This is a genomic window from Streptosporangium sp. NPDC000563, assembly GCF_040299985.1.
Classification (GTDB): Bacteria; Actinomycetota; Actinomycetes; order Streptosporangiales; family Streptosporangiaceae; genus Streptosporangium.
This window is the reverse complement of record NZ_JBEPDA010000001.1, coordinates 1,202,603-1,222,977: the sequence shown is the minus strand read 5'-3', so window position 1 is coordinate 1,222,977 and position 20,375 is coordinate 1,202,603. Positions and strand designations below refer to the sequence as shown.

Annotated in this window: 17 protein-coding genes; 8 read left to right on the top strand and 9 right to left on the bottom strand. The window is 68.0% G+C overall.

Annotation, left to right across the window (positions count from 1 at the left end; translation table 11 throughout):
- Positions 1-46: 46 nt before the first annotated feature.
- Entirely contained in the window at positions 47-418 is a 372-nt protein-coding gene (locus ABT352_RS05835; RefSeq protein ID WP_350942810.1) for an NADH-quinone oxidoreductase subunit A, read from the bottom strand.
- A gap of 409 nt (positions 419-827) precedes the next feature.
- Here ABT352_RS05835 and ABT352_RS05830 point away from each other — a divergent pair, with 409 nt between their 5' ends.
- The 5 genes from ABT352_RS05830 to ABT352_RS05810 all read left to right on the top strand — a co-directional run bounded on the left by ABT352_RS05830 (position 828) and on the right by ABT352_RS05810 (position 6,485).
- Positions 828-2,156: a polysaccharide deacetylase family protein gene (locus ABT352_RS05830; protein WP_350942809.1), complete on the top strand. Its 1,329-nt coding sequence runs from the start codon at positions 828-830 to the stop codon at positions 2,154-2,156.
- Between the two features lie 69 nt (positions 2,157-2,225).
- Positions 2,226-2,309, top strand: a complete 84-nt coding sequence (locus ABT352_RS05825; protein ID WP_350943552.1) for a putative leader peptide — start codon at positions 2,226-2,228, stop codon at positions 2,307-2,309.
- A gap of 233 nt (positions 2,310-2,542) precedes the next feature.
- Complete coding sequence (locus tag ABT352_RS05820; protein WP_350942808.1) at positions 2,543-4,396, top strand: 2-oxoacid:acceptor oxidoreductase subunit alpha; 1,854 nt, start codon at positions 2,543-2,545, stop codon at positions 4,394-4,396.
- Entirely contained in the window at positions 4,389-5,459 is a 1,071-nt protein-coding gene (locus ABT352_RS05815; protein ID WP_350942806.1) for a 2-oxoacid:ferredoxin oxidoreductase subunit beta, read from the top strand. The genes ABT352_RS05820 and ABT352_RS05815 overlap by 8 nt, the downstream gene beginning before the upstream one ends.
- A gap of 99 nt (positions 5,460-5,558) precedes the next feature.
- Positions 5,559-6,485: an NAD-dependent epimerase/dehydratase family protein gene (locus ABT352_RS05810; protein ID WP_350942804.1), complete on the top strand. Its 927-nt coding sequence runs from the start codon at positions 5,559-5,561 to the stop codon at positions 6,483-6,485.
- Positions 6,486-6,552: 67 nt separating this feature from the next.
- On the opposite strand, the gene ABT352_RS05805 is transcribed toward ABT352_RS05810, so the two are convergent.
- Positions 6,553-7,473, bottom strand: a complete 921-nt coding sequence (locus ABT352_RS05805) for a TolB family protein (protein ID WP_350942802.1) — start codon at positions 7,471-7,473, stop codon at positions 6,553-6,555.
- Positions 7,474-7,892: 419 nt separating this feature from the next.
- Here ABT352_RS05805 and ABT352_RS05800 point away from each other — a divergent pair, with 419 nt between their 5' ends.
- On the top strand, positions 7,893-12,452 hold the full coding sequence (locus ABT352_RS05800) for a VWD domain-containing protein (RefSeq protein WP_350943550.1): 4,560 nt from the start codon (positions 7,893-7,895) through the stop codon (positions 12,450-12,452).
- A 132-nt stretch (positions 12,453-12,584) separates the two neighbouring features.
- Here ABT352_RS05800 and ABT352_RS05795 read toward each other — a convergent pair whose 3' ends face one another.
- From ABT352_RS05795 to ABT352_RS05780, 4 genes are all read right to left on the bottom strand, one after another.
- Positions 12,585-13,244, bottom strand: a complete 660-nt coding sequence (locus tag ABT352_RS05795) for a response regulator (protein ID WP_350942800.1) — start codon at positions 13,242-13,244, stop codon at positions 12,585-12,587.
- Positions 13,241-14,398 carry a sensor histidine kinase gene (locus ABT352_RS05790; RefSeq protein ID WP_350942798.1) on the bottom strand — a complete coding sequence of 386 codons (1,158 nt, stop codon included), beginning with the start codon at positions 14,396-14,398 and terminating at the stop codon, positions 13,241-13,243. Before ABT352_RS05790 ends, ABT352_RS05795 begins: the two co-directional genes overlap by 4 nt.
- Complete coding sequence (locus ABT352_RS05785; RefSeq protein WP_350942797.1) at positions 14,395-15,228, bottom strand: CPBP family intramembrane glutamic endopeptidase; 834 nt, start codon at positions 15,226-15,228, stop codon at positions 14,395-14,397. The genes ABT352_RS05790 and ABT352_RS05785 overlap by 4 nt, the downstream gene beginning before the upstream one ends.
- A gap of 244 nt (positions 15,229-15,472) precedes the next feature.
- A complete protein-coding gene (locus ABT352_RS05780) occupies positions 15,473-16,033 on the bottom strand; it encodes a hypothetical protein (protein ID WP_350942796.1) in 561 nt (186 codons plus the stop codon).
- A gap of 201 nt (positions 16,034-16,234) precedes the next feature.
- Between ABT352_RS05780 and ABT352_RS05775 the strand changes: the two genes are divergently transcribed.
- A complete protein-coding gene (locus ABT352_RS05775) occupies positions 16,235-16,870 on the top strand; it encodes a TetR/AcrR family transcriptional regulator (protein ID WP_350942794.1) in 636 nt (211 codons plus the stop codon).
- Positions 16,871-16,997: 127 nt separating this feature from the next.
- Here ABT352_RS05775 and ABT352_RS05770 read toward each other — a convergent pair whose 3' ends face one another.
- Positions 16,998-17,639, bottom strand: a complete 642-nt coding sequence (locus ABT352_RS05770; RefSeq protein ID WP_502992836.1) for a DNA alkylation repair protein — start codon at positions 17,637-17,639, stop codon at positions 16,998-17,000.
- 146 nt (positions 17,640-17,785) lie between these two features.
- Complete coding sequence (locus tag ABT352_RS05765; protein ID WP_350942791.1) at positions 17,786-18,472, bottom strand: methyltransferase domain-containing protein; 687 nt, start codon at positions 18,470-18,472, stop codon at positions 17,786-17,788.
- Positions 18,473-18,500: 28 nt separating this feature from the next.
- Between ABT352_RS05765 and ABT352_RS05760 the strand changes: the two genes are divergently transcribed.
- Positions 18,501-18,929 (top strand): MerR family transcriptional regulator, encoded by a 429-nt coding sequence (locus tag ABT352_RS05760; protein ID WP_350942789.1) that lies wholly within the window; start codon positions 18,501-18,503, stop codon positions 18,927-18,929.
- Positions 18,930-18,964: 35 nt separating this feature from the next.
- Here the strand turns inward: ABT352_RS05760 and ABT352_RS05755 are convergent, their stop codons facing one another.
- The gene (locus ABT352_RS05755; protein WP_350942788.1) at positions 18,965-20,095 is read right to left on the bottom strand and encodes a helix-turn-helix transcriptional regulator; all 1,131 of its coding nucleotides are present in this window, start codon (positions 20,093-20,095) and stop codon (positions 18,965-18,967) included.
- Between the last annotated feature and the right edge of the window lie 280 nt (positions 20,096-20,375).

The following is a 20,375-nucleotide window of genomic DNA, read 5'->3' as shown; positions in this document are numbered from 1 at the left end:
TTCTCCTTCAGAGTCGGTGCTCGCGCTCGCCCGGTCTCACGGGCCCTCAGGTCCAGGTGAGCACGCGCTTGCGCCAGGCGTAAAGGATGCCGAGCGCGATGAAGCCGAGGAAGACGAACATCTCGGCCAGGGTGGTCATCCCGAAGCCGGGCTTGGCGAAGATCGTCGCCCAGGGGAACAGGAAGACCGCGTCCACCGCGAAGACCACGTACAGGTAGGTGAACACGTAGTAGCGGATCTGGGACTGCGCCCACCCGTCGCCGACCGGGTCGACGCCGCACTCGTAGGTGAGCAGTTTCTCCGGGGTGGGGCGGTTGGGCCGGAGTCCTCGGTTGACGAGCAACGCCCCGGCGACGATCAGCAGACCGATCGCGAACAGGGCGAGGACAACCACATATGAGCCGAAATATCCGCTCATGTCCTCTCCTCCTCGGGATCGCCGCACGAATCCTCGGAACCGCCGCGCGACCACTCGGAACCGCTACAGAGCGGTCCAAGACCGACCGTACGAACCCGGTCGGGGACCCACCGCCGCACGGAGGTTCTTCGCTTACCTATAGCAGTATTCGCCCTCCCCGTCACGCGGCGGAACCATCGGCCGCGCGACGGCTAAAGCCTCTGTCCACTTCACATCAAGCAACAGCAAAACACTCCATTAGGCCCTATAACGTCGCTTCATGCCTAAAGTGCGATTCATCGGAGGAATCGCTTGGATGGCCGCGATGCTGGCCGGTTGCGGCGTGGCCACCGCCTCTCCCCCTGCGAAGTCCCCCGTCCCCTCAGAGCCGACACTGATCAATTACGTGGACCCCTCCATGGTCCAGGGCATGAGCACGAGAAGCCTGACCCCGGAAGGGAGCAAGGGCCGGCGCGTGCACGCCACCTACCCCGCCATCTCCCATGCCCCCCTCCTCACCGAGAAGCTCCGCGAGACGGTGGCCGAGAGCCTCGACCGGTTCACCCGGCGCAAGGTCTCCCGGGGTGCCCTGCCCAGGCCCGAGTTCAACGTGGACTGGCAGCTCGCCGCCGCGTCCCCCGAGGTCCTGGGGGTACGGCTGCGCATCGGCCAGTCCATGGGCTCCGGCTGGCGGGAGTCCAGGACCACCGTCTGGTACGACCGGATGAGCAGGCGCGCCCTGGACTCCCCCGACCTGCTCAGGGACGGCACGGCGCTGGCCACGCTGACCGGGCTCGTCAGGAAGGAGCTGGCGCTGCGGGGTCCGCTGGTGAATCCCAGCGCGCTCAAGCCGACCACCGCGATGTTCGACTCCATCGGTTTCAACCCGCGCGGCGATCTCGTCGTGGAGTTCGACGACGAGCAGGTGAGCCTCGGCGTGACCGGCCGGGTCGCGGTCGCCGTACCGTCCGCGACCGCGGCGCCGCTGCTGTCGGCGACCGGGCTGCGGGCGCGGGACGCGGCCGTGGGGACCGCGACCCTCACCTCACAGGAGGACCTGCTCGCGGCACGCGGGGACAGGCCCGCCGCGCACAGTTCCAAGGCGGGCGGGGTGGACTGCGCGCGGGTCAGGTGCGTGGCGCTGACCTACGAGGACGGGCCTGGCCCCGAGACCGGGCGGCTGCTCAACATCCTCGGCGCCCACGGGGCGCGGGCGACCTTCTTCGCCCTCGGTTCCAACGCCTCCGCGCGTCCCGAGCTGCTCAGGCGGATGCGCGACGAGGGCCATCTGGTGGCCAACCACAGCTGGTCCCACCGCGACCTCACCGCGCTTCCCCCCGCGCTGCTCGCCGACCAGCTCACCCGCGCGCAGTACGTGATCACCCAGGCGATCGGTCAGGTCCCCACGCTGATGCGCCCGCCGTACGACACGGCCGACGCGCGGGTGACCTCCACCGCGCGCCGGCTGGGCATGTCGGTGGTGCGCTGGAGCGTGGACGCCGAGGACCTGCGCGACCCCGACCCCCGGGCGATCGCCCGTCGGACCGTCGACCGGATCAAGCCGGGATCGATCGTCCTCATGCACGACGTTCACGACGCGACCGTGGACGCGACCCCCGAGATCCTGCGCGAGATCGCCGCCAAGGGTTATACCTTTGTCACCGTTCCGGAACTGTATGACCCACACGCGATGGAACCGGGCCGGACCTACGACTCCGGGACCGTGTCGGACGTGCTGAAAAATCAATCCATGCCATAACCTGTGGCTATGGGGCCATAGCCGGAGGCGATGAGAGCGTCTCCGCGACGGGACATATAGTTGGGCATCGTGATCCCAACTGTCCTCTTCGGCCGCCTGCACGTTGACCTGTGTCGGCTCGCGGCCGGGCTGTGTCAGGCCGGCCGTCCGTGATCGCGACTTCTCCGTAGACCGTACGACGCAGACCGTACGACGGCCGCGACACCGACGTCCGTGCCCAGGCTTCGACTCAGATTCGACTCAGCGGCACTAAGGATATGGGACAAAGGTCACTTTCCTCCGCCGAGTGGAACGCGAAAAGACTACGCGTGACCCCGAGGATCTAGCATGGAAAAAAGAATGTGCCACGAGCAACGGCGCCCTGTCGCGTCGAGGAGGACTGAGCTGTGACCAAGCAGGTTCAGCAACTCGACCGCGTGATCATCCGGTTCGCGGGCGACTCCGGCGACGGCATGCAGCTGACCGGTGACCGCTTCACCGCCGGGACCGCGGAGTTCGGCAACGACCTGTCGACACTGCCCAACTTCCCCGCCGAGATCCGCGCCCCCGCAGGCACCCTGCCGGGTGTGTCGAGCTTCCAGCTCCACTTCGCCGACCACGACATCCTCACGCCGGGTGACGCCCCCAACGTCCTGGTCGCGATGAACCCCGCCGCGCTGAAGGCCAACCTCTCCGATCTGCCGCGCGGCGCCGACATCATCGCCAACACCGACGAGTTCACCAAGCGCAACCTGCAGAAGGTCGGCTACGCGGTCAGTCCCCTGGAGGACGACTCGCTTTCGGAGTGGCGGGTCCACTCGGTGCCGCTCACCTCGCTCACGGTCAAGGCGCTCGAAGGTTTCGCGCTGTCCAAGAAGGACGCCGAGCGGTCGAAGAACATGTTCGCCCTCGGGCTCCTGAGCTGGCTCTACCACCGGCCCACCGAGGCGACGATCCAGTTCCTGGAGACCAAGTTCGCCAAGAAGCCCGACATCGCCAAGGCGAACATCGCCGCCTTCCAGGCGGGCTGGAACTACGGCGAGACCACCGAGTCCTTCTCGGTCTCGTACGAGGTCAAGCCGGCCAAGCTCGCCCCCGGCGTATACCGCAACATCTCCGGCAACCAGGCGCTCGCCTACGGTCTGATCGCCGGTTCGGTGCAGTCAAGGCTGCCGTTGTTCCTCGGCTCGTACCCGATCACCCCGGCCAGTGACATCCTGCACGAGCTGTCCAAGCACAAGCGGTTCGGCATCCGCACCTTCCAGGCCGAGGACGAGATCGCGGGCGTCGGCGCGGCGCTCGGCGCCGCCTTCGGCGGGGCGCTCGGCGTCACGACGACCTCGGGGCCGGGCGTGGCGCTGAAGGCCGAGACCGTCGGCCTCGCGGTGACCACCGAGCTGCCGCTCATCGTGGTCGACGTGCAGCGCGCGGGTCCCAGCACCGGCATGCCCACCAAGACCGAGCAGACCGACCTGCTGATGGCGATGTACGGCCGCAACGGCGAGTCGCCGCTGCCGATCGTGGCGCCCTCGACCCCCTCCGACTGCTTCGACGCGGCGGTGGAGGCGGTGCGGATCGCGGTGAAGTACCGCACCCCGGTCATGCTGCTCTCCGACGGCTACCTCGCCAACGGCTCCGAGCCGTGGAAGCTGCCCGACGCCGCCGACCTTCCCGACATCTCCACCGAGTTCGCCACGGGGCCGAACGCCGAGGACGGCGTCACCTTCCTGCCGTTCAAGCGCGACGCCGAGACCCTCGCCCGCCCCTGGGCGATCCCCGGCACCGCGGGCCTTGAGCACCGGATCGGCGGCATCGAGAAGGCCGAGAACACCGGCAACATCTCCTACGACCCCGACAACCACGACCGGATGGTCCGGGTCCGCCAGGCCAAGATCGACGGGATCGCGAACGACATCCCGCCGCTCACCGTGGACGACCCCGAAGGCGACGCGCGCGTGCTGGTGCTCGGCTGGGGGTCGACGTACGGGCCGATCGCCGCGGCCGTGCGGCGCATCAGGAGGGGTGGGGGCAAGGTCGCCCAGGCCCACCTGCGGCACCTCAACCCGCTGCCCGCCAACACCGGCGAGGTCCTGCGCGCGTACGACAAGGTCCTCCTGCCGGAGATCAACCTCGGCCAGCTCGCGCTGCTGCTCCGCGCCCGCTTCCTGGTCGACATCATCAGCTACAACCGAGTGCGCGGGCTTCCGTTCAAGGCAGAGGAACTCGCCGGCGTGATCCAGGACGTGATCGACAGTGAGTAGTGCTAAGTTGCCCGAGATCTCCACCCCTTCGAGGGGCGGTGCGCTCTCGCTCGTCCCGAAGTCCGAGGTGAAACTCGGCATGAAGGACTTCAAGACCGACCAGGAGGTCCGCTGGTGCCCCGGATGCGGTGACTACGCCATCCTCGCCGCGGTCCAGTCGTTCGTGCCCGAGCTCGGGCTCAAGCGCGAGAACATGGTGTTCGTCTCGGGCATCGGGTGCTCCTCCCGGTTTCCCTACTACATGGACACCTACGGGTTCCACTCGATCCACGGCCGCGCCCCGGCGATCGCGACCGGTCTGGCCGCCTCGCGTCCCGACCTGTCGGTGTGGGTGATCACCGGTGACGGCGACGCGCTGTCCATCGGCGGCAACCACCTCATCCACGCGCTGCGCCGCAACGTCAACCTGAACATCCTGCTGTTCAACAACAGGATCTACGGTCTGACCAAGGGCCAGTACTCCCCAACCTCCGAGATCGGCAAGATCACGAAGTCGACCCCGATGGGTTCGCTGGACAAGCCGTTCAACCCGATCTCGCTCGCCATCGGCGCCGAGGCCTCCTTCGTCGCCAGGACGATCGACTCCGACCGCAAGCACCTCCAGTCGGTGCTGCGCGAGGCCGCCGAGCACCGGGGCACCTCGCTCGTCGAGATCTACCAGAACTGCAACATCTTCAACGACAACGCCTTCGAGCAGCTGAAGGACCCGGAGCAGCGCGACGACATCACGCTGCGCCTGGAGCACGGGCAGCCCATCGCCTCGGCCTCCAAGGCGGTGCGCAGGGCGGCCGACGGCGGCATCGAGGTCGTCCCGAGGTCGTCGGTGAGCGAGGAGGAGATCCTCGTGCACGACGTCCACCGCGCCGACCCCTCGCTCGCCTTCGCGCTCTCCCGGCTGGACGAGCCCGCCTTCGAGCACGTCCCGATCGGCGTCTTCCGCAACGTCGACCGCCCCTCCTACGACGAGCTCATGGCCGAGCAGCTCCAGGAGGCCGTCGGCGCGCGGGGTCCCGGTGACCTGAACGACCTGCTGCTCGGCGGGGACACCTGGCGCATCAGCTGATCCGAAACGAACACACGGCATCACCCGGTAAGGCCCGCTCTTCGGAGCGGGCCTTACCGCTTACCTGCGGCAAATCCCCCTAAAACAGGAGAAAAACGCATGGATGGCCCGGTGGCGGAAGAATACTGGCGGGCGAGGCCCGTACTGGTGACGGGTGCCGCCGGCTTCATCGGGGCACATCTGGTGCGACGCCTGTGCGCGCTCGGCGCGCGGGTGCACGCGGTCGGCCGCCGCCTGCGGGAGAGCGCGTACGGCGAGACGTGGCACGTCGCGGACGTCGCCGACGCGGGCGAGGTCGAGTGGCTCGTCGAATCGACCCGCCCCGCCGTCGTGTTCCACCTCGCCAGCGAGGTCGCCGGGGCGAGGGATCCGAAGCTCGTGCTGCCGATGCTGCACAGCAACCTCACCGGCGTGGTCAACCTGCTGACGGCGGTCGCCGCCGTCCCCGAGACCAGGGTGGTGCTCGCGGGCTCGCTGGAGGAGCTCCGGCCGGAGGAGGGCGACAAGGCACCGTCCTCGCCGTACGCGGTGTCCAAGTGGGCCGCCGACGGCTACGCGCGGATGTTCCACCACCTGTGGGGCGTCCAGGTCAGCAACCTGCGGATCGGCATGGTCTACGGCCCCGGCCGCCAGGACACCCACAAGCTGGTCCCCTACGTGGCACTCGCGCTGCTGCGCGGGCGAGAGCCCGAGCTCGGCAGCGGGACGCGCCACCTCGACTGGGTGTACGTCGACGACGTGGTCGACGCCTTCCTCGCCGCGGGCGAGACCCCGGAGGCGGCGGGCCGCGCCTTCGACATCGGCACCGGGACGGGCACCTCCATCCGCGACACCGTGGAACTCCTCTCCGAGATCGTCGGCGGCCGGACCCGGCCCCGCTACGGCGTGCTCGCCGACAGGGCGCTGGACAGCGCCAGGATCGCCGACCCGGCCCTCGCCGCCGAGATCCTCGGCTGGCGCCCCGCCGTCGGCCTGGAGGAGGGGCTGCGCAGGACCGTCGACTGGTTCGCCCGCGAAGGCCGCTGAGCGCATCCCTCGTTCAGACCACCCCACACCTTCCCATCGAGCGGCCCCATTTTGACACCGGCCGAATTCAGCGGGTCGCGAGGTCGGGAAACGCCCCGGGAGCGAGGTGAACCCGGCCGACGTTCGTCTTGGGGTGGTAACCGAAAAACGAACGCCGGGCCGTCCCGTCGAGGTTCGTGGTGTAGAACGCGCTGTGTGACGCGGTCGGCTCCTCGTAGGCGGCGACCTCATGAAGATGACGTCCGCCGACGACCCCCCAGAGCCTGCCGGTGAGCTCAGGCGTGGTCCACACCGTCCCGGTGCGCGGGTCCGCCACGAAACGGCGGTTCACGTCGTCGTATTCGTGCCGGTAAAGGAGTTCGTGGTCATTCGCCCAGGTGGCGTAGGTGGCTGCGGCGATCGTGGCGATCGGGTAGGACGCCAGGACCTGTCCGGTGGCGGGGTCGAGGACCACGGTCGACAGTGCGTCGTCGTCGCGTTCGTCGTCCCAGATCATGTAGGTCACGGCGAGCAGCCGCCCGTCCGGTGACCAGCACAGCCCGCACTCCCAACTCGCCGCCCCGACCGCCGACCAGAGGCGGCGGCGCGCTCCGGAGGCGGGGTCGAGCAGGCTCACCACCGCTGTGCCCGGCTCGTCTCCGTCGTCGCCGCTGAGAACCGCGATGGTCGTGCCGTCGGGTGATGACGTCGCATGCCGGTCGTGCTCGTACTCGGGATCGGGGCCGTCGAACCATCGCGGTTCGCCGCCGCCGAGAGCCCGCACCCCCACGCCGCTGCCGGAGCGCGCCACCAGTATCAGATGAGTGCCGTCGTGCGACAGGGAACCGACGACCGTTCCGTCCGCCGACTCCGGCAGGCGGGCGAACTCGTTCCGGTCCGCGTCGAGCACTACGGACCGGTCGCCCTCCGTCTCGATGAGCAGTGCCGCCCTGCGAACAAGCCGCTCGGGCAGCGAATCGAGAGCGAATTCCGCAGGATAACGCGCCAAATCACTCTCCGCTGTGACCAGAAAACTCTTCGCACGCAAACTTCGTGCGCCAATTTGAAATGCATTCCATGTGACATGGATCACACTTCTTATTTTTTTACGACATTTTTAGCTTAACATCGCATCGCGCCTGATCATCTTGCGCACATCTCGCATACGGGGAGCTCATGCGACACAAGGGTTTACAAGTCATTGTCGTTGCGTTATCGCTGGTCGCCGGGCTGCTCGTGCCCGTGGGACCTTTCAAGGAAGCACAGTCCGCAAACGCCGCGGGGGCGGCGTGCACGAACGACACGAATTGGAGTGTACCGAATACCCAGGGTGAAAGACGCTGCGTGAACGGAGTGGTCGCGAACACCAGGGCCCGAATTTCAAAGGGTCCGGGCTGTCTACTCGGCAGACTCAACGGCCCGGTGGAGATGTACTCGAAGAACCAGTGCGGCCAGAACGGCCCGGAAACGAATTCCGGTATCGAGTACATCGGTCAGGCGCGAGCCATCTCCTACCTCAACACCAAGATCACCGGTGGTTCGGGGGAGGGGATCCACCCCGACCTTCAGTGGGAGACGACGTTCGGGCAGTCCAGGCCGGACATCATCTACTACAAGCACACCCTCACCCCCCAGCAGCAGCCTTTCGTCCAGGTCATCGAGGCGAAGGTCGCGACCAACTACAAGCCCAACGACTGGAACACCCAGGTCAAGAAGCAGATCAGGGAGATGACCAGCCGCGGCATGACCAACGTCGGCCTCGGCAACGTCCTCCGCGACTACGTCGACCAGTTCTGGGTGAACTTCGGATGTAGCCGGACCGAGTACGGCTACCGGATCCAGGCGTACACGGTCACCTCCCCACGCGATGGCCTCCTGCTCATCACGCTGGCGAAAGAGGTGAAGAACTGCAAGAAGAGGGTGCCCGGCGAGCCGGTCGACCCCCTGCCCGACCCTCTCCCCATCCCGGTTCCCGACCCGCTTCCCGTCCCGGTCCCGCAGCCCTGGCCGGTGCCCGTCCCGAACCCGATCCCGCTGCCCGACAACGACGTCAGCGTCATCACCATCGTCACCCAGGCCGCGTTCGCACTGGCCATTCTCCAGGCGCACACGATATGGGAGACCTACACCGACTTCATGGAGTGGCTTCGCGGCCTGAGGTTCTCCAAGGTCTGGGGTGAGCCGCACCTGATCACCATGGACCGGCTGGCGTACGACATGCAGTCCGTCGGTGAGTTCGTCCTGGCCGAGTCCGACAGCCACGATCTCAGGATCCACGCCCGGTTCACCGAGCGGCGCGACAACGTGTCGGTCATCGACCGGGTGGCCGTGGCGGTCGACGACCACGTCGTCGAGATCGGCGACAACCTTGTCATCGACGGCGAGCCGCGCACACTCGCGAACGGCCACGCGGTGCAGTTCGGCGAGACCACGGGCGTCCTGCGCGACGGGAACAGCTACATGGTCTTCTGGGGCGGTATGGACGGGGGCGTGTTCCAGTGGGACGGCAGTTGCTGTCACGCCGGGCTGGCCTTCGGACACGAGCCTCCCAGCGACCTCGTCGGACTGCTGGGCAACGCCGACGGCGACCCCAAAAACGACCTGAAACTCCGCGACGGCACCCAGCTACCGGCGAACGCCTCCGCGACGGTCATCCACGGTCAGTACGCCGACTCCTGGCGGATCACCAACGAGGAGTCGCTGTTCACCTACGCGCAGGGAAAGAGCACCGCGACCTACACCGACCTGACCTTCCCCTCCGAGATCGTCACCATCCATGATCTGACACCGGAACAGATCTCCGCGGCGAGCGCCTACTGCCAGGGGAAGGACGTTCCTCCCGGTCCGGTGTTCGACGCCTGCGTCCTCGACATCGCGCTGACCTCGGACGCCAGCTTCGCCGACATGGCCGCCGAACAGGTGACCACCGTCGTTGACCCGCTCACCGCGACCCTCGACGCCCAGGGTGGCCTGTCCGTCGACTTCCAGTCGGGCACCATGGCCAAGAACCTCCAGCCGGCCAGGGTGTCGCAGGACCCGGCGACAAGCGTCTTCGCCGGCCCGTTCGGCGGCACGGAGTCCTACCGTTTCTACGTCCAGCAGCTTCCCTCACATATCAACGGAACCCTGGAACTCGACCTTCTCACCATCGGTGACTGGGCTTCCGACAGCGACATCGAGACGGTGACCGTCAGAACAGACCGGAAAAATCCGGTCACGTTCACTCCCAGTCAGCTCACTCCGACGGCCACCGGAACACTCGCCGGCGGCCTGCCCTTCGCCAAGTACCGGCTGAACGTCCCCTTCGACCACAAGGAGAGCCAGGCCGAGTTCACCGTCGACGCCACCGGCGTCGCGGGGCTCTCGAACCAGGGGTTCGGCATCGACAACGTACGGTTGACCATGCCGGTGGTGCCCCCTCAGGAGTTCCAGACCTCCGTGCCGTTCTCCGTCTCCAACGGTGTGCCCGCAGCGGGTGCGGGCAACCTGGAGACGGTCGTGTCGGCGGATCAGTACCGGTTCACCCTCGACCAACCCGGCGCGATCTATGTCGACGTCAGGGAATGCCGCGATTTCAAATGGACACTGCTCGACCAGAGCGGCACAGCGGTCACGTACGGCTACTGTTCCGACAAGGAGGTCCGCAACCTGCCGGCCGGCACCTACCGGTTGAACATCCAGGCACAGGGTGAGGAGAGCGGCACCTACGCCGTGAGCGTCACCACCATCCCGGTCGACCTGTCCGTTCCGATCACCATCGGAGGCGCGACGGTCGACCTCAACCTGACGGCACCAGGACAGAACGGCGCCTGGACCTTCACCGGAACGGCCGGACAGCGTATCTTCCTCTCCTTCACCGACGGAACCTTCGGCAGCCTCAACGCGGACGCCACTCTCAAGAAGCCGGACGGATCCACGCTGAAGAGCTCGATGTTCTGCGGTGCCGAGTGCTTCATCGACACGATCACCCTGCCGGTGAGCGGGACGTACACGGTCGCCCTGAACCCCACCGGGTCCTACGTCGGAAAGCTCACCGCGAAGATCACCACGGTTGCGGCCGACGTGTCGCTGCAAGTGCCGACCAACGGCACCGCGGTTCCGCTCACCACCGTCGACGCCGGGCAGAACGGCAACTGGACCTTCGCCGGAACCGCCGGACAGCGCATGTCTTTCAAGTTCACGGCAGGCACCCTCGACGGCATCCTCGAAGCCCAGGTCTCGGTCAGGAAACCGGACGGGAAGAACCTCGTCAATTCGACCTACTGCGACGATTCCTGCTTCATCGACGTGACGGAACTCCCGGCCAGCGGTACGTACACGATCGTCTTCGACCCTGCCGGTGGCCTGACCGGCTCACTGTCGGCAGGCGTCCTGGAGATTCCCTCCGACGCCTCCGCCACAGTGACGGTCGGCGGCCCCGCCGTCCCGCTGGCGATAACGGTTCCGGGCCAGAACGGAGTGTGGACCTTCGCGGGTCTCGCCGGTCAGAGCGTCTCGTTCGGATTCACCAGCGGCACGTTCGGCAGCCTGTACGACGCCAGAGTCTCGGTCATGAAGCCCGACGGGGCGACACTCGTCAACACGGCGTACTGCGGCACCTCGTGTTCGCTGGCTCCGGCGAGCCTTCCGGTTGACGGCACCTACACGATCGTGCTGAATCCGGAGGGGAGCAAGGTCGGCTCCCTGTCGGCGAAACTGGATGTCGGCGACGTGACGAAGAACGTGACGGTGGGCGGTCCGGAGTCCACGATCACCCTCAACTCGCCCGGCCAGAACGGCGCCTGGAAATTCACCGGCACCCAAGGCCAACACGTCTCCTTCGGATTCACCAACGGCACCTTCGGCAGCCTCTACAACGCCAAAGTCTCCGTCAAAAAACCCGACGGAACAACACTCATCAACCCCACCTTCTGCGGCACCTCCTGCTCACTAACCCCCGCCACCCTCCCCACCGACGGCACCTACACCGTCGCCCTCGTCCCCGAAAGCGCCTACACCGGAAAACTCACCGCAACAATCGACACCGGATACATCACCAACAACATCACCGTCGGAGACCCCGCCACCACCATCACCCTCAACTCACCCGGCCAAAACGGCGCCTGGAAATTCACCGGCACCCAAGGCCAACACGTCTCCTTCGGATTCACCAACGGCACCTTCGGCAGCCTCTACAACGCCAAAGTCTCCGTCAAAAAACCCGACGGAACAACACTCATCAACCCCACCTTCTGCGGCACCTCCTGCTCACTAACCCCCGCCACCCTCCCCACCGACGGCACCTACACCGTCGCCCTCGTCCCCGAAAGCGCCTACACCGGAAAACTCACCGCAACAATCGACACCGGATACATCACCAACAACATCACCATTGGAGGCTCCCCTTCCACCATCACCATCGCCTCACCCGGCCAGGACGGTATGTGGAAATTCACGGGCACCGCGAACAAGAAGGTGTACCTGCGTTTCACCGGCGGAACCTTCGGCGACCTCTACGACGCCAAAGTCTCACTCAAAAAGCCCGATGGTTCGATACTGAAGAGTGATCAGTTCTGCGGGACGTCCTGCCAGTGGGACACCACGGTTCTTCCCGTGGACGGCACGTACACGATCCTCCTGGACGGGCAGGCAGCCGCCGTCGGCGCGCTGACGGCGACGCTCACCGAGGTCCCGGCGGATGTCACCACCGCCCTGACGGTCAACGGTGGCAGCCGCCCCGTCACCATCACGAGCCCGGGCCAGAACGCGAGCTTCACGTTCTCCGGCACGGCAGGCCAAACCGTCACGGTCACGTTGACGGGAAACGCCTACGGGAGCACGTCCTTCATCGTCCGCAAACCCGACGGCACTACGCTGACCAGCAAGTCCACCTCCTCTGCCAGTGTCAGTTTCCCAAGTCTCGCCCTACCGACGGCGGGTACTTACACGATCTTCGTGGATCCGTCCGGCCCGGCGATCGGCACCATCTCCGGAGCTGTCACCGGCTGAGTTCAGTTTGACGGCGCGGGGAGCGAGGCGCTCGCTCCCCGCGCCTCGGGGCGTCACCCAGCGGTATGGCCGGCTCACCACGGCATACCCGGGCAACGAGCGGTCTCCCCAGGTACGGCCATTCACCGCGTCTCAGGTCACCAAACCCGTGCGGTAGGCGTAGACCACCGCCTGCACGCGGTCACGCAGGTCGAGTTTGGTGAGGATGCGCGACACGTAGGTCTTCACGGTCTCCTGGCTGATCACCAACGTCGCGGCGATCTCGCTGTTGGACAGGCCCTCGGCGATGTGGCGCAGTACCTCCAGCTCGCGCGGGGTCAGCGCGGTCTCGCCCTGCGCGCCTTCCGCGGGACGAATCCGCGCCGCGTACCTGCCGACGAGCTGTCGCGTCACCTCGGGTGCCAGCAGCGCGGCACCCGCCGCGACGGTACGGATGCCGTGCAGCAACTGCGCCGGTGGGGCGTCCTTGAGCAGGAACCCGCTCGCCCCCGCGCGCAGTGCCTCGTACACGTACTCGTCCAGGTTGAACGTCGTCACCACGAGGACCTTGACGGGGTGCGCCACTCCGGCACCGGCCAGCAGGCGGGTCGCCTCGATGCCGTCGAGCACCGGCATGCGGACGTCCATCACCACGACGTCCGGGTTCAGCCGGCGGGCGAGGTCGACCGCGGCGCGACCGTCCCCGCACTCGCCCACCACCTCAAGGTCGGCCTGCGCGTCGAGGATCGTCGCGAACCCGGTGCGGATCAGCGCCTGGTCATCGCAGACCAGGACCCGAATCGGCGCGTTCACGACGGGCTCCCCACCGGGATGCGTGCCCGCACGACGAAACCGCCGTCCGCCCGCCGTTCGGCGCCGAACTCGCCGCCCAGGGCGTCGACCCGCTCGTGGAGCCCGGCGAGGCCCCGCCCGCTCCCGCCGGGCGAGCCGTTCCGCGAACCGGATCCGTCGGTGCCGACCTGCACGGTGATCTCCTTCTCGCCGAAGCGCACATGGACCACGGTGCGGCTGCCGTGGGCGTATTTGAGGGCGTTCGTCAGGGACTCCTGCACGACCCTGTAGGCGACGAACTCGGCGCTGCCGGCGGATCGCGCCGGTCTGCCCTCCTCGGTGAACTCCACCGGCTGCCCGGCCAGGCGCGTCTGCTCCACCAGCGTGTGAAGCTCGCCGATGGACGGTATCCGCCTGACGGCCTCATCGTGGTCGGGGTTGAGCAGATCGAGCAGGTGCCGCAGATCGGCGATGGCCCGCCGGCCGGTGTCGGTGACGGCGCTCAGGGTCGCGTCAAGGCGATCGGGGGCGGCGGTCAGGTAGCGTGCCGCCTCGGCCTGCACGACCATCGCCGTCACGTGGTGGGTGACGACGTCGTGGAGTTCGCGGGCGATGCGGGTGCGTTCGGCCATGCGGGTGGTCTCGGCGACGTGGCGGCGGCGTTCGGCCTCGGCGGCCCAGGCGGAGCGCAGCCAGGCCCCGATGCCCCACGCGAGGACCAGCGCCAGGTAGAACGTCACGTACCCCTCCGGCCCCTCGGTCGAGCCGAGCCGGTCGAGCGCGAGCGCGAGTGACAGGTACGCCGCGGAGAGCAGGATCGCGGTGACACGCCGGTGACGTTCCAGATAGGCGCCCGCGCTCACGAGTGCGACGGGCAGGGCGACGCCCGCCACCAGGTGGTACGCGCGGAGCTGGTCGAGGGCGAAGCCGAGCGACACCAGGACGAGACAGACGGCCGGCCACCGTCGGCGTACGGCGAGCGGGAGGCACTCCAGGGCGATCACCGCGACGGCCGCCGTGTCGAAGGGGCGGCCCGGCAGGTCGCCGAGTTGCGTCCCGTTGTCGTGAAGCGCCGGCAGGAGTGACGCGACGATCAGCGACAGCGCGAACGGAAGGTCCCGGACCGTGACGTCGAGCCGCCGCCACAGATCCGGGAACCGCCACAGATCGATCACTGGGGGAGCGTAGCGGTCTCGCCGGACCGCGCACCGCGCCGGCGTGGGAACAGGTTGCCGCGCCGACGGGCCAGCCACATGAAGGCGATCGTCAGCAGCACCCCGAACAGGACCGCGTACGGGCTCGCCTCCGGCCCGAACTCACCGCCGGTGAGCAGGGCCGGGCCCGACGTCACACCGTTCAGCAGACCTTGCGACGCGCCGTTGCCCGAGACCTCGGTGCCGAAGATGCCGGCCGCCGCGAAATTCCAGCCGAAGTGCAGGCCGATCGGCACCCACAGGGTGCGGGTGGCGACGTAGGCGGCGGCGAGCATGCCCCCGGCCTCGACCGCGATGGCGATCGCGCCCCACAGGCCGGCGTGCTCGTTGAACAGGTGCACCAGGCCGAACAGCACGCTGGTCAGTGCCAGCGCGATCCACGTGCCTGCGCGTTCCTCGATGATCCGGAACAGGATGCCACGAAAGATCAGCTCCTCCGTCACGGCGGCGGCCGCCATGAAGCCGAACAGCGCGACCGCGCCCGTCACCGAGCCCGCACCGTCGATTCGGTAGCCGCCCAGCAGGGCGATGTTCGCGATGACCGCCGCGAACATCCCGACACCGATCAGCACCCCCCGGCCGACAGCGGTGGCGGCGCCTGCCCGAGCCACCTCGACCGGTACCCTGCGCTCGGACCAGCGCACCACCCAGGCGTACGCGACGACCGCGAGAACGGCTGTCGCGACCCCGAGAACCAGGGTGAGAAACGCGTTCCCCCGCACCGCTTCCACGGCCGCGCTGCCGACGAAGGCGACCGCCGCGACGACCAGAAGCTGCTTCAACAGGCGCATGACGACTCCCTCACGAGACACCGCGGCCGGAGCGCCGCGGTCACGTGGAGAACGCTATGGATTCGGCGCCCTGGAATCGTCACCGCGCGGTGGACACTCGCGGGTAGCTCTCACGGGGGACGAACGCACCCCGCGCGCAGGGTTGAGCGGGGTGACGCTCAGCCCGTCCCGCACCACCCGGTCGGCGACGTTCTCCCCCGCCGGGCCGGCCCCGAGGACGACGTCGCAGATGTTGCCGTCCGTGTCAGTCTCCCTTCGCGGCGCGACCGAGACGGAAGGCCGAGATGAGGAAGAAGATGCCGCCGGGGATGGCGTAGCCGGCCGCGTTGGTCAGCGTCGGGTTGTCCGCGGAGGCGCCGAGGATGAACGACGCGCCGGCGAGCACGGAGATACCGCCACTGATGATCATCGGCCACTGGCCGCCCATCCCACGGCGGGTGACACCCACGATCAGCTGGACCAGCCCGGCCACGACCGCCCAGGCTCCCCACACGCGCAGCACCGCCGGGATACCGGACGCGCAGGCGACGGCCACGCCGATGGCGGTGATCAGGCTGACCGCGATGTTCACGTACGGCAGGGCGGGTGATCCGGTGGTGCGCGTCGCGCGGGCGTCGACGACGGCGGCGGCCACGTCGAACAGCGGGTAGAGCACGAGCAGGGTGACCGCGACCGGGCCCAGTGCCGAGGCGGTGGTGAACATCGCGAGGGCCCAGGCGATGGCGAACACGAACCGGACGAAGTACAGCCGCCGCAGTGCGGACGCGGTCCCTGAGATGGCGGGCGAAGCAGCGATCGTGCTCACGATGATCCTTTCGGGGGACGGATGACGAGGAGAGCGGTTCGGCGCGTCCCGTGGCCGATCTTCTCGATCAGGTTGGCGACCGAGCCGGCGTGGGACCCGAGGAACGATCCTCAACAAGACAGAACGTTCTACCTTCACTGAGCATGGCCCCCTGTGTCATGAACTGTCAAGACCGAACGTTCTACCTACTAAGATGGCGGCATGCGCAGCCAATCCGAAGGCCGGCCGTCCGAAGCACGATCCCGGCTGCTCGACACGGCCACCCGGCTCTTCTACGCGGAGGGCATCCACTCCGTCGGCATCGATCGCATCGTCGCGGAGGCACAGGTGACGCGGGCCACCCTCTACCGGCACTTCCCCGGCAAGGAAGACCTTGTCCTCTCCTACCTGAACGTGGTCGACCGGGCCATGCGAAGCCAGGCGGACGAGGCCCTCGCCGCCGGGCTCCCTGCCGCCGGCACCGTCCAAGCCCTCGGCGAATCGATCGCCCGGGGCATCCGGTCTCCCGGCTTCCGGGGATGCGCCTTCCTCAACGCCGCCGCCGAGTATCCCGACCCCGAGTCCCCGGTGCACAAGGCCGTGCTCGCCCACCGCCAATGGTTCCTGGAAACCGTCACGGAACTGCTGGCCAAGGTCCGGGAGACAGACGCCGACCCCGCCGCCCGCCACTTCGTGATGATGCGCGACGGTGCCATGGCCGCCGGCTGCCTGTTCGACCCGGCGCTGGTCTGCGAGACCTTCCTACGCGGGGTCGAGAGGCTCGTGCAGGTTCATGCCACCACCGACGACGCCGGACCGGTGGGCTCCGAAGACGCCGTCAACCCACCTACACGTTGACCGGCTCCATCGCTGATCCCATTCCGCCTCTCCGCTGCCGACGGCACGGACGGAAAAGTCCTTGACCGAGAGCCCTCCGTATCACGAGATCGGGGGGCGGAAGTGGCTCGCCGGACGGGTCACCGCCTCAACGTGCCTGCCGGTGCACCATCTCGGTGATCCAGACGGGCGCGAACGGAGACGTGCAGCCCGGGGAGGTCGGATAGTCCTTGAGCACCTCCAGGCGCTCACCGATGTCGATCGCGCGGGCGCGGTGCTCGGCGTGCTCGATCCCGATCTGGGCCAGGCAGTGGTTCATCGCCCACTGCAGGCGATCAGGGGCGCCTTTCATCTCCGCCTCGATGACGTCGAGCAGTCCTACGAGGTCGAGGACCTCGGGCTTCTTCGCCACGCGCTCGACGGTGAGCGCCCACCCCGCACTCGCGACCACCGGATCCGGATCGGCCAGCCAGGCGAGCCGCAGCTCTTCGGAGTGCGGGCTCTTCTTCACCACGTAGTTCACGAGCCAGTCGTGCACCTTCGGTGCGCGTGCCTCGCGCACCATCGCGTCCAGCTCGTCACGTCCGAACGCCTTCGGGCGGCAGATCAGGAGCGCGAGCAGTCTCGCCGCGGTGTCATCGGTCTCCCAGAGCCGGACCGCGAGCTCCTGCTGCGTCTTCAGCCGCTTCGCGATCGCGCGCAGCCTGCCGAGGTTCACACCGTGATCGTCACCGTGTCTCTCGTTCACCTCGCGCATCCTCGGGTCCTCAAGCTCGGCCAGCTCGGCCATCACGTCGGCCACCGTCGTCTCGGCCACCTCGGGCTCCCTCCGTCATGGGCGAGGATCAGCCTACGACGGCCCCCTGTCATTTTCGTACGTTCCGGCTCGGCGGCCACCGGCGAGGAGGGCGGTTTCCCCGTCCGGCGACCGCGTGCTCAGTCGGCGCGGGTCCCGGAGGCGAGGAAGAACGGGATGGCGACGAACAGCCGGTCGTCGCGTGCCCGCGCGGCCTGGTCGTCGAGCCAGGCGCCTTCGCCCAGGGTTGCGAGCACCGGCAGGCCCTCGGTGCCCGTCCACACGATCGTGTGGACCTCGACGGTGACGTCGACGAACCCGTTCTCCAGCAGGAGGTTCCTGTGTCGGCGGGCGACCCGAGGGCTCGGCACGACGTCCGCGCGAGCGTGCACGAGCGTGCGGATGAGGTCGGGATCGTCGGAGTCGATCACGAGGGTGTCCCAGTCCTGGCCGACGAGCACCGCGCGGCCGTTCCTCGCCAGGACCCTGCGGGCCTCGGCGACGGCCCGCTCGGGCTCGGCGAGGGTGTGCAGGACCTTGTCGGCGCGGTAGCCGGTGACCGAGCCGTCGTCCAGAGGCAGGGCGGTGGCGTCGGCGAGACGAAACTCGCCCGCGGGCCGGCGCTCGGCGGCTATCTTGATCATGGCGGGATCCAGGTCGACGCCGATCGCCCTCACCCCACGGGCGGCCAGCTCGCCGACGGCGCGCCCGCTCCCGCAGCCGACGTCGACGACGGTGTCGCCCAGCGCCTGGTACGTGCGTTCCCGCAGGTGGCGGGCCTGAGGTAGGTCGTCATAGGCGTCAAGAACACTAAGTAACGTGGACATGGGCGTCATTGTGCGACTTAATGTCGACATGAAGTCAATTGGCGAGGTGGCGGCTCAGTTCGGGTTACCGGCACACGTGCTGCGCCACTGGGAGGCGGAAGGGCTGATGACACCGGCCCGCGCGGGCGACCGCCGCCGCTACACCGACGCGGACCTGCACCGGGTGGCGGCGATCCTGATCTCGAAGGAGGCGGGCTTCGGACTCGCGGACATCCGGACCATGCTGACCGCCCGGTCCGCACCGGCTCGCCACGAGGTGATGGCCCACCACCGCGAGAGGTTGCTGACCCGGATCGCCCGAGCACAGGTCGCGCTCGACATGCTGGAGGGCGGCCTGGAATGCCCGCACGACGACCTCATGACGTGCCCGCACTTCCAGAGTCTTCTGACCGACCGGCTGCCGCCGTCTCCCGCGACGGACACGGACCGGACGCGGCCGGACACGCCTGCCCCCTGAAGGCCCGCTCGGCTTTCCCTGCCGCGACGGACGCCTCACAGGTCGAGGGCGAAGTCCGGGTGCATCGTCTCCTTGTAGTGGTCGGCGAAGATCTTCGCGGTGAGTTCACCGCGGGTCGACACCTCGACCTTCTCGAATATCCGCTTGAGGTAGCCGCGCACGGTATGGGTGGACAGACAGAGCCTCACCGCGATCTCCGAAGTGGTCAGGCCCGCGGCGATCAGGTGGATGACCTGCTGTTCCCGTCGCCCCAGCTGGTAGGCCCTCACGATCAGGGGCGCCATCTCGGCGGCGTTGGCCGACTCGATCACCAGAGCCGTCCGGCCACCCTCGCTGCCGGCCTCCCGCAACACGAAACCGTGGATCACCACCCACCGCCCACCCACCTGTAGCCGGGCCCGAGCGGCGCCCGTGTCGCGCCCGGCGGCGATGGCGCGGGCCTTGTTCACCACCGCGCGCAGCTCGGCGGGTATGGGGGTGGCGCCGGGGTCGTCATGGCTCAACCGGGTGAACGGCAACCGCTGCAGCCATGCCTCCGCGGGCTCGTTGAGCGATTCGAGGGCCCCGGTCCGGTCGAACATGAGCAGCCCGGGGCCGTGGGGCACACCGATCACCGGGTTCGGCCGCGACAGCGCCGAGCGCCGGAAGGCCTCGCCGATCGGAGCGGAGAGGCTCGCGACCAGATGCTCCTCCCCGAGGTCGAACGGCCGCGCGTCGGCGGCTCGCCACAGGCACATGTAGCCCCAGACATCGCCTCCGGCCCGGAACACGCATCGCAGCTCGTCGCCGAGCCCCTGCACGATGTTCACGGTGCGGTAGCGGGAGCTCCGCGCCGGACGCCCGCCCGTGACGCGACACAGGGACGCGGCCGGCGTCGGCAGACCGGCCAGCGTGTGAAAGTGGTTGACGTCCTCGACGAAGAACTCGTTCTCCCAGTAGAGGTCGCAGTATTCACCGGACCCCAGGTTCTCCAGTCGCGAGGGCGAGGTGGCGAGCATCGTCACCGGATCGGCCCCCGTCCAGAACGAGGCGTCGAAAGGAACGACCTCGCGCAGCAGGCGCGAGAGGTCACCCAGGAACTCGCCGTCGGCGATGCCCGTCCGCGTCAGCCGCAGAATCCGCTCGAACGTGTGCCGGGCCGGCGCACGACGCAGGGCTGACTCCATTTCTTGACAATGAACGACCACATGTCGTCACGCAAGCCCTCAAATGGGGGTTTTCACAAGTCGTTCAGCACACATTTGCGGGGTCCCTCGACCGACGGGCCACACCGCAGTCTGGAAGCCGGCAGCAGGCCCGGGACGGGTGTCTCGGGGCCGAGGACCACCACGGATCCAGCCGTGGAGTCGCCTCCCCGGAAGCACCACAACTCTTCCTCACCGGCGCTCCTCCGCGGCCACGTCGCACCACGCCGACGACGCCGTACCGGATCCGTGCCCACCGACC

Excerpts from the sequence above, each read along its gene's own strand:
- ABT352_RS05800 (WP_350943550.1), top strand. The coding sequence starts at position 7,893 with ATGTACTCGAAGAACCAGTGCGGCCAGAACGGCCCGGAAACGAATTCC.
- ABT352_RS05765 (WP_350942791.1), bottom strand. The coding sequence starts at position 18,472 with ATGTCCACGTTACTTAGTGTTCTTGACGCCTATGACGACCTACCTCAG.
- ABT352_RS05755 (WP_350942788.1), bottom strand. The coding sequence starts at position 20,095 with ATGGAGTCAGCCCTGCGTCGTGCGCCGGCCCGGCACACGTTCGAGCGG.
- ABT352_RS05760 (WP_350942789.1), top strand. The coding sequence starts at position 18,501 with ATGAAGTCAATTGGCGAGGTGGCGGCTCAGTTCGGGTTACCGGCACAC.
- ABT352_RS05835 (WP_350942810.1), bottom strand. The coding sequence starts at position 418 with ATGAGCGGATATTTCGGCTCATATGTGGTTGTCCTCGCCCTGTTCGCG.
- ABT352_RS05775 (WP_350942794.1), top strand. The coding sequence starts at position 16,235 with ATGCGCAGCCAATCCGAAGGCCGGCCGTCCGAAGCACGATCCCGGCTG.
- ABT352_RS05770 (WP_502992836.1), bottom strand. The coding sequence starts at position 17,639 with ATGGCCGAGCTGGCCGAGCTTGAGGACCCGAGGATGCGCGAGGTGAAC.
- ABT352_RS05810 (WP_350942804.1), top strand. The coding sequence starts at position 5,559 with ATGGATGGCCCGGTGGCGGAAGAATACTGGCGGGCGAGGCCCGTACTG.
- ABT352_RS05785 (WP_350942797.1), bottom strand. The coding sequence starts at position 15,228 with ATGCGCCTGTTGAAGCAGCTTCTGGTCGTCGCGGCGGTCGCCTTCGTC.
- ABT352_RS05830 (WP_350942809.1), top strand. The coding sequence starts at position 828 with ATGAGCACGAGAAGCCTGACCCCGGAAGGGAGCAAGGGCCGGCGCGTG.